This window comes from Marinomonas communis (genome assembly GCF_004363305.1).
GTDB classification, from domain to species: domain Bacteria; phylum Pseudomonadota; class Gammaproteobacteria; order Pseudomonadales; family Marinomonadaceae; genus Marinomonas; species Marinomonas communis.
The window spans coordinates 55,692-64,159 of record NZ_SNZA01000008.1 but is presented as its reverse complement, the minus strand read 5'-3'; the positions used below and the strand labels follow the sequence as shown (position 1 = coordinate 64,159).

Below are 8,468 nucleotides of genomic sequence, written 5' to 3'. Positions count from 1 at the left end.
TTGACATGGTCACTCATTTAAGACTTCTAAAGTTTTGAGAAGTCTCCAGCGAGCGCCCACACAAATTATCTGATTATCTATTTTAAAGAGCGTTGTGACATCGTTTTGGCTTCGCTGTTTTGAAGCGCTGTCCGTGTCAGCGGATGCGTATATTAAGGATCTAAATTTTTAATGCAAGCACTTTTTTTGAAAAACTTTTAATTAATCAAAAGTGCCTGCATTAGACATTACTGTACTTCAACAATACGCAACTCTTTTGGCATAGAGAATGAAACATTCTCTTCACGCCCTTCTAACTCTCGTGGGTCTTCACCACCTTCTGCTTTTAGGCGTTCAATCACTTCATTAACCAATACTTCAGGAGCCGAAGCACCAGCAGTAATGCCAACCACTTTAATCCCATGCAGCCATTCCGGCTTGATCTCACTGGCATTATCAATCAAGTGTGCTTCCGTCCCCATGCGCCCCGCCAATTCACGTAGGCGATTTGAGTTAGAACTGTTAACCGAGCCAACCACTAGAACAAGGTCGCACTCTTGTGCCAGGGTCTTCACTGCATCTTGACGATTTTGAGTGGCATAACAAATATCGTCTTTCTTAGGCCCACGAATTTCTGGAAAGTGTTGGCGCAACGCATCAATCACAATAGAGGTATCGTCCATAGAAAGTGTCGTTTGAGTCACAAACGCCAACTGAGAGGGATCTTTCACTTCCAATGATGCGACATCCTCAGGGGTTTCAACTAGGTATATAGCACCACCATTTGAAGCATCATATTGCCCCATCGTTCCTTCTACTTCAGGGTGCCCATCATGACCAATCAGAATACACTCCATGCCATCACGTGAATAACGCACGACTTCCATATGAACTTTTGTTACCAATGGACAAGTCGCATCGAACACCTTCAAACCGCGACGATCCGCTTCATTTCGCACAGCTTGCGAGACACCGTGCGCACTGAAAATAACGATTTGGTCATCTGGCACTTCATCTAGCTCATTAACAAATACCGCACCACGACTTTTCAGAGACTCAACAACAAATTTGTTATGAACCACTTCATGACGAACATAAATTGGCGCTTCGAAGATATCTAAACAACGGTTCACGATTTCAATAGCTCGATCCACACCGGCACAAAAACCACGCGGATTCGCTAGTTGGATAGCAAAAGACATTATGCCTCCTCGACAGCGATGATTTTCACACGGTATGTAAGCGTTTGACCGGACAGAGGGTGGTTGAAGTCAACTTCAACCTGACTATCACCGATGGACTTAATCACACCTGGCAATTCATTTTTCGCCGAGTCAGCAAATGACACCACCATCCCCTCCTCGATATCCATACCAAATTGGCTGCGTGCCATAGTCTGGATATTGCTAGGATTACGTGCACCGAATGCTTTTTCTGGTGGCATTGTAAACGTTGCTTCTTCACCTGCAGACAACCCTACTAAGACCGCTTCGAAGTCAGGTAATAAGCTGCCATCACCATAAGTGAATTGCGCTGCGTTGCCCGCAAAATTCGAGTCAATTATTTGGCCATCTTCTAGCGCCAATTCAAAGTGCAAGGTGATACGGCTTTGTTCGTTAATCGTCATTCTGTTTACCCTTGGGGCTCTTTTGAAACACCCCCTCTACTAGCATTAACACGACACCAATGGTAATGGCACTGTCGGCAATGTTAAACGCAGGAAAATACCAAGTGGATTGCCAGTGAACTTGTATAAAATCGATCACATGCCCATACGCCAAACGATCATGGAGGTTACCAATCGCTCCCGCCATAATCAGTGTTAACGACAATGCTTCGAGTTTGTGAGTGTGGCCTATCTTCGATAAGCGCCAACTAATCCCCACTACTACCACAATAGCAATCAAAGAAAAGAACCAACGTTGCCACCCACCCGCTTCAGCCAAAAAGCTAAAAGCCGCGCCTGTGTTATATCGCAACGTTAAATCAAAGAAAGGCAGAAGAGGAATCTCCTGCCCATAGTGTAAATTCGCTTCTACGCTCTGCTTGGTGATCCAATCTAGAGCGTAAACAGCGATTGCCAGCGCCCACCAGCGCTGGACTCGTTTTAGCATCGCTGTCATAAGCATTAAGCGAAGTGGCGTTCTTCGCCCTCGCCTTCCGGCAAGTTCGAAATACAACGGTCACACAGTTCAGGATGAGCTTCGCGCTTGCCCACTTCAGGACGGTGGTGCCAACAACGAGTACATTTCTCGTTTTCGGTCACAGCCACCGCTACTTTCAGACCTTCCAGCTCAGTTTCCACTGCGTCAGCCGGAGCATCAACCAATGCCGCAACTTTCGCTTCAGAAGAAATCAATACAAAACGCAGCTCATCATCAAGCTTTGATAGAGTATCCACTAGAGCTTCATCTGCGTAAAGCGTGATTTCGGCACTTAAGCTGGCTTTAATCTTGCCTTCTTTACGAGCCGCTTCAAGCACTTTATTAGTTGCCATCTTAGCTTCTAAAACATGCTTCCAGAATTCACGACCTAGCGCTTCGTCACCACTTAGCTCGAACAAACCTTCGTACCAAGTATCTAGGAACACAGACTCACCACGCTCACCTGGTAGTGACAGCCAGATTTCATCCGCAGTAAAACTCAAGATTGGAGAGATCCAACGTGTGAAGGCTTCAGCAATATGGTAAAGCGCCGTTTGTGCAGAACGACGTGCTAGGCTGTCTTCTTGCGTCGTGTATTGACGGTCTTTGATTACATCTAAATAGAAACCACCTAGATCCAACGAACAGAAGTTTTGAATTTTCTGAACCACAGAGTGGAACTGGTATTCGTTGTACGCTTCGTCAATTTCTTTCTGTAGCTGTGCTGCACGATCTACGATCCAACGATCTAGCGCGATCATGTTTTCAGGCGCCACTAAATCAGTTGCAGGATTGAAGCCACTTAGGTTCGCCAACATGAAGCGAGCAGTGTTACGAATACGGCGGTAACCGTCCGCGACACGTTTTAGGATTTCATCAGAAACCGTCATTTCGCCCGTGTAGTCAGTTGCCGCTACCCAAAGACGGATAATGTCAGCGCCTAGCGTTTCCATCACTTTTTGTGGTGATACAACGTTACCCAATGACTTAGACATCTTACGGCCGTCACCATCTACGGTGAAACCGTGTGTTAGAACACCTTTGTATGGCGGTACACCACGGATCGCGATCGATGTTTTCAACGATGATTGGAACCAACCACGGTGCTGATCCGAACCTTCAAGGTAAAGATCCGCAGGGAAGCTTAGCTCATTACGCTGATCGATGACTGAGTAGTGCGTTACGCCCGAGTCGAACCATACATCTAGCGTGTCAGTGACTTTGCTGTATTTTTCAGCTTCGTCGCCTAGAAGTTCTGTTGCATCCAATTCGAACCAAGCATCCATACCTTCTTTTTCGATACGCTGCGCAACTTCTTCGATTAGGCGTGGCGTTTCAGGGTGAAGTTCTTGCGTCTCTTTGTTGATGAACAACGCAATTGGCACACCCCACGTACGTTGACGCGAAACACACCAGTCAGGGCTGTTGTTCAACATACCTTCCATGCGGTTTTGCCCCCATGCAGGTGTCCACTTCACACCTTTCACCGCTTCTTTAGCGTCATCAAGCAGACCTTTTTCGTCCATGCTGATAAACCATTGCGGTGTTGCACGGAAGATCAAAGGTGTTTTGGTACGCCAGCAGTGTGGGTAGCTGTGGAAAATCTTAGACTGGAACACTAGGGCATTGTTACGACCTAGTGCTTCTAGCACTGCATCGTCTACTTTGTACACATGCATACCGGCGAACTCACCCGCCGCTTCCGAGTACACACCGTTATCTTGTACTAGGTTGATCGTGCCGATACCGTTCGCACGACCAACATTAAAGTCGTCTACACCGTGATCAGGTGCCGTGTGAACACAACCTGTACCCGCATCTGCCGTGACGTGCTCGCCCAGTAAAACTGGGATATCACGTTCCATAAATGGGTGGTTAAGCACCAAGCCACCAAGGTCTGCACCGACTGCGCGACCTACGATACGGTACTCTTCATGACCGTAACGCTGCATGATGCCTTCAACCATGTCTTCTGCGAACACTAGACGCTCTTTACCCGCGCCCATGTCCACTTCAACTAGGACATAGTTGAATTCTGGGTGAATCGATACCGCTTGGCTCGCAGGAAGCGTCCAAGGTGTGGTTGTCCAGATAACAACGGAGACTTTGCCTTCACCTTCAACGTCAGAGAATTTCGCAAGGAACGCCGCTTCGTCCTGTGGTGCGTAACGCACGTCTAGTGACAAAGAGGTTTTGTCTTGGTATTCCACTTCCGCTTCTGCCAGTGCAGAACCACCGACAACACTCCAGTAAACTGGCTTGAAGCCTTTTACTAAATGGCCGTTTTCAGCGATTTTGCCTAGTGAGCGTACAATGTTGGCTTCGGTCACAAAGTTCATCGTTAGGTATGGGTTTTCCCAGTCGCCCATTACACCTAGACGGATAAAGTCTTTCTTCTGCTCTTCCACCTGAGAGTAAGCGTACTCACGGCATTTCGCACGAAAATCTTTGAACGACACTTTATCGCCTGCTTTACCGATCATTTGCTCAACTTTGTGCTCGATCGGTAGACCGTGACAGTCCCAACCAGGAATGTACGGCGCATCGTATCCACTAACGGTTTTAGATTTAACAATAATGTCTTTGAGGATTTTGTTAACCGCGTGACCAATGTGAATACTGCCGTTGGCATATGGAGGGCCATCATGAAGAATGAAAGATTTACGGCCTTTGCTTACTGCTCGTACTTTGTTGTACAAGTCCATATCTTGCCAGCGTTTTAGCATCGCTGGTTCACGTTTTGCCAAGTCACCGCGCATAGGGAAAGCGGTTTCTGGCAAATTCAGCGTTGATTTATAATCACTCATGGTTATTCGATTTATCCTCAAAGATCATCGGTCACTGATTGGAAAAGAAGCGTAGCGCCTCTTCTTTATCACATTGAATTTGTTTCTCTAATTCTTCCAAGCCGCTCATTTTGCGCTCTGGTCGAATAAAATGGCGAAATGTCACCTCTAAATAACGGGTGTACAAATCGCCACTGTAATTAAATAAGTGCACTTCTAGCACTGGCGTCTTGCCATCTACTGTTGGGCGAACTCCGATGTTAGCGACACCAGAGTACTCTTGACCATCAACAGGCACTGTTACGGCATACACTCCAGACAAGGCTGGCGCGACACCTTTTAAAAATATATTAGCCGTTGGAAAACCTAAACGGCGGGCCAACTGTTGCCCACTTACGACTCTACCGCCCAGCGTAATCGGATGACCCAGCATCGCTTCTGCTGACACCATATCACCTTGATTTAAGTGCTGTCTCACCAGCGAACTACTAATGCGTGATCCTTCCCCATTTAAAATAGAAGAAGTATTTTCCACATCAAAGCCATGCTGAGCGCCAAAGTTCTCAAGGTAATCAAAATTACCCTGACGATCACAGCCAAAACGGAAGTCATCACCCACAACCAGATGCTTCACAGCCAAGCCGTCATGTAACACTTGCTGACAAAAGGCATTCGCATCCAAGTTTCGAAGACGGGCATTAAATGGCATACATAGAACGTAGTCGACACCATATTTAGACAACAACGCCACTTTGTCACGAAGGCGGGATAAGCGACCTGGGGCATCATGCGGCGCAAAGAATTCACGCGGCTGAGGTTCAAAAATCATAATACCGGCTGGCGATTGATATTGTTCAGCTAAAGCTTTCACTCTTGCCAAAATAGCTTGGTGCCCCATGTGCACCCCATCAAAGTTGCCAATCGTCAGCACACCAAATTTGTGCCTTGCTTGGATATTATGAATACCCCTGACCAGTTCCATACCACTCCGTACCGGCAGCCCATCATCACGCCGCTGAAAAAATAACCGCGATTATATAGTACTCACTCCCTCAAAGGTAGGGAGCAAGCTCATCACACTTTAATCTTGAGCGCGCAAATGTCGCATTCTTAGACCCGCCAATACTAATCCAAGCCCATATACCAAGACACCAACACTCACTACCAACAGCATATGCTGCACCCTCTGCCAACTTGATATATCTGTCCAAGCGATATTCAAACTTTGATAGAAGAATAACCAACCCAACAGCAGACCAGACCCGAGCAGCAATACTCGCAACAACAGCCACCATTGTTTAGAAAACTGATGGCTACCATCTCGGTGTAAACCGATCCACAACAATAAGGCATTTAAGCCTGCCGAAAGGCTCGTCGCCAGCGCCAAACCGACATGGCCCAATGGCCATACTAAAATGAGATTAAAGACCATATTCGCAACCATGGCGATCAAACCAATTTTCACTGGTGTTTTGGTATCTTGGCGAGAGTAATAACCGGGCGCCAACACTTTAATCAGCATCATAAACACCAGACCAACAGAATACGCCTGCAAACTCATAGCCGCCATGTCTACATCATGAACAGTCAGTTCACCACGATAAAAGACCGTGGCTATGATCGGTTTCGCCAGAACACACAAAGCTAACGCTGATGGCACTGCGATCAACAATAGTAAACGCAGCCCCCAATCCAACGTATTGGCAAAGCGCGAGCCTGATTCACTAGCATAACTTCGAGAAAGTGACGGCAAAATAACCGTGCTAATGGCGATCGCAAAAATCCCCAATGGCAATTCATACAAACGATCCGACAAATAAAGCCAAGTAATACTGCCTGTTTCCAGCAAGGAAGCCAGCACCGTATCCAATAACAGGTTAATCTGCCCAACCGATACACCAAACAGCGCAGGACCCATCAGCAATAGAATGCGCTTCACACCAGGATGAGAAAAGCCCACCTTTGGGCGAGGCAACAATTTCAGCCTCGCTAAAAACGGCACTTGAAATAATAACTGCACTAGCCCCGCCGCAAACACGCCCCACGCAATACTTAACTCTGCTTGAGTCGCACTGGTCGCAAAACCAAGGGTTGCAACCAATAAAGAAATATTCAAAAAGATAGGTGTTATGGCTGGCACACCATATTCCCCGTGGGCATTCAGAATGCCTCCAGCAAGCGCTGTGAGAGAGATGAACAACAAATAAGGGAAGGTAATTGTCAACAGATTTGATGCCAGAGCCAGCTGTTCCGGATTATCTGCAAAACCTGGCGCAAACACATAGACAACCCAAGGAGAAGCAGCCATAAAGACAGCGGTGACCGCCAGCAGAACCAAAGTTAATGAGCCCGTCACTGCCGATACCAGCTCGCGCACCGCATCATGCCCTTCGTTCACACGATAATCACTCAGCACTGGGACAAACGCCTGCGCAAACGCACCTTCAGCAAACAGGCGGCGAAAGAAGTTAGGGATTTTGAATGCAACAAAGAAGGCATCGGCACCCGCGCTTGCTCCTAAGACATACGCCAACGCCGCATCACGAGCCAACCCTAAAATACGTGAAGCAAACGTACAAATAGAAACCAACAAACCAGAGCGTAAAAGTGATCGAGATTTAATCGATTGGGAGTCTGACATAAGATCATGTTCTAACGATAAATTTGGCCAAGAATAGCATTTAGCTGGTGGTCAAACAGCCAAAAAATGTACTTTTCACGAGTAATAATGTGTGTTTGGGGTTGTAGCAACGCCAAAAGCTGGTAAAATCCGCCGCGAGATTTTCAAGTTTAAACTTGACATTCACAAGCGATACAACAGCCCGTTGTGTCGTTTTAATTATTGAAAGATTGAAGGAGCCAGACTGTGGCAAACTCCGCCGGTTCAAAAAAACGTGCGCGCCAGGCGATCAAGCGTCGCGCTCACAATGGTAGCCTGCGCTCTATGGTGCGCACATACTTGAAAAAAGTAGATGCAGCTATTGAAGCAGGAAACCAAGAAGAAGCTCAAGCAGCATACTCTGTTGCAGTGTCTAAACTAGACAAAGCAGCTGACAAAGGCCTATACCACAAAAACAAAGCAGCTCGTCATAAGAGCCGCTTGAACGCTAAAATCAAAGCGTTGGCCTAATCCCATAAAAAAACCGGCTTCTGCCGGTTTTTTTATGTCTGTTATTAACTGAGTGCCAGCACTCAGTTAAACAGTAGAAATAGCCATACGACGCCTGCCAAACCTAAACTCAACATCACCGCCGCAGAACCCAAATCTTTTGCTCGCCCAGATAACTCATGCTTTTCGTCACTGATCCGGTCGACAACTGCCTCTATGCTGGAATTAATAGTTTCCACCACCAACACCAGCCCAACAGAAAAAATCATCAACGCCTTTTCCAAGGCAGTATCACCTAACCAAAGCGCCAACGGTACTGCCACCAAAAACAGCCACACCTCTTGGCGAAAAGCTGCCTCATAGCGCCACTGAGCCCGTAACCCTTGATAAGAATAACGGGACGCATTCATGACGCGCTCTAACCCAACTTTTCCTGGCTTTGCCATACAC

Annotated in this window: 8 protein-coding genes; 1 reads left to right on the top strand and 7 read right to left on the bottom strand. The window is 47.0% G+C overall.

The features are described from left to right. Window positions 1–227: 227 nt before the first annotated feature. The 6 genes from ispH to murJ form a co-directional block, all read right to left on the bottom strand. Window positions 228–1,181, bottom strand: coding sequence for a 4-hydroxy-3-methylbut-2-enyl diphosphate reductase (ispH, locus tag C8D85_RS17800; protein ID WP_133565261.1), 954 nt, complete (start codon window positions 1,179–1,181; stop codon window positions 228–230). Continuing rightward, window positions 1,181–1,606: an FKBP-type peptidyl-prolyl cis-trans isomerase gene (locus C8D85_RS17795; protein WP_133565259.1), complete on the bottom strand. Its 426-nt coding sequence runs from the start codon at window positions 1,604–1,606 to the stop codon at window positions 1,181–1,183. Before C8D85_RS17795 ends, ispH begins: the two co-directional genes overlap by 1 nt. Next, entirely contained in the window at window positions 1,596–2,102 is a 507-nt protein-coding gene (gene lspA, locus C8D85_RS17790; RefSeq protein ID WP_244937050.1) for a signal peptidase II, read from the bottom strand. Before lspA ends, C8D85_RS17795 begins: the two co-directional genes overlap by 11 nt. A gap of 5 nt (window positions 2,103–2,107) precedes the next feature. Further along, on the bottom strand, window positions 2,108–4,930 hold the full coding sequence (ileS, locus tag C8D85_RS17785) for an isoleucine--tRNA ligase (protein WP_133565255.1): 2,823 nt from the start codon (window positions 4,928–4,930) through the stop codon (window positions 2,108–2,110). 31 nt (window positions 4,931–4,961) lie between these two features. Further along, a complete protein-coding gene (ribF, locus tag C8D85_RS17780) occupies window positions 4,962–5,891 on the bottom strand; it encodes a bifunctional riboflavin kinase/FAD synthetase (RefSeq protein ID WP_133565253.1) in 930 nt (309 codons plus the stop codon). Between the two features lie 99 nt (window positions 5,892–5,990). After that, the gene (murJ, locus tag C8D85_RS17775; RefSeq protein ID WP_133565251.1) at window positions 5,991–7,550 is read right to left on the bottom strand and encodes a murein biosynthesis integral membrane protein MurJ; all 1,560 of its coding nucleotides are present in this window, start codon (window positions 7,548–7,550) and stop codon (window positions 5,991–5,993) included. Between the two features lie 225 nt (window positions 7,551–7,775). Between murJ and rpsT the strand changes: the two genes are divergently transcribed. Further along, a complete protein-coding gene (gene rpsT, locus C8D85_RS17770) occupies window positions 7,776–8,039 on the top strand; it encodes a 30S ribosomal protein S20 (RefSeq protein ID WP_055462845.1) in 264 nt (87 codons plus the stop codon). Between the two features lie 62 nt (window positions 8,040–8,101). On the opposite strand, the gene C8D85_RS17765 is transcribed toward rpsT, so the two are convergent. Beyond that, a complete protein-coding gene (locus C8D85_RS17765) occupies window positions 8,102–8,464 on the bottom strand; it encodes a diacylglycerol kinase (RefSeq protein WP_133565249.1) in 363 nt (120 codons plus the stop codon). Between the last annotated feature and the right edge of the window lie 4 nt (window positions 8,465–8,468).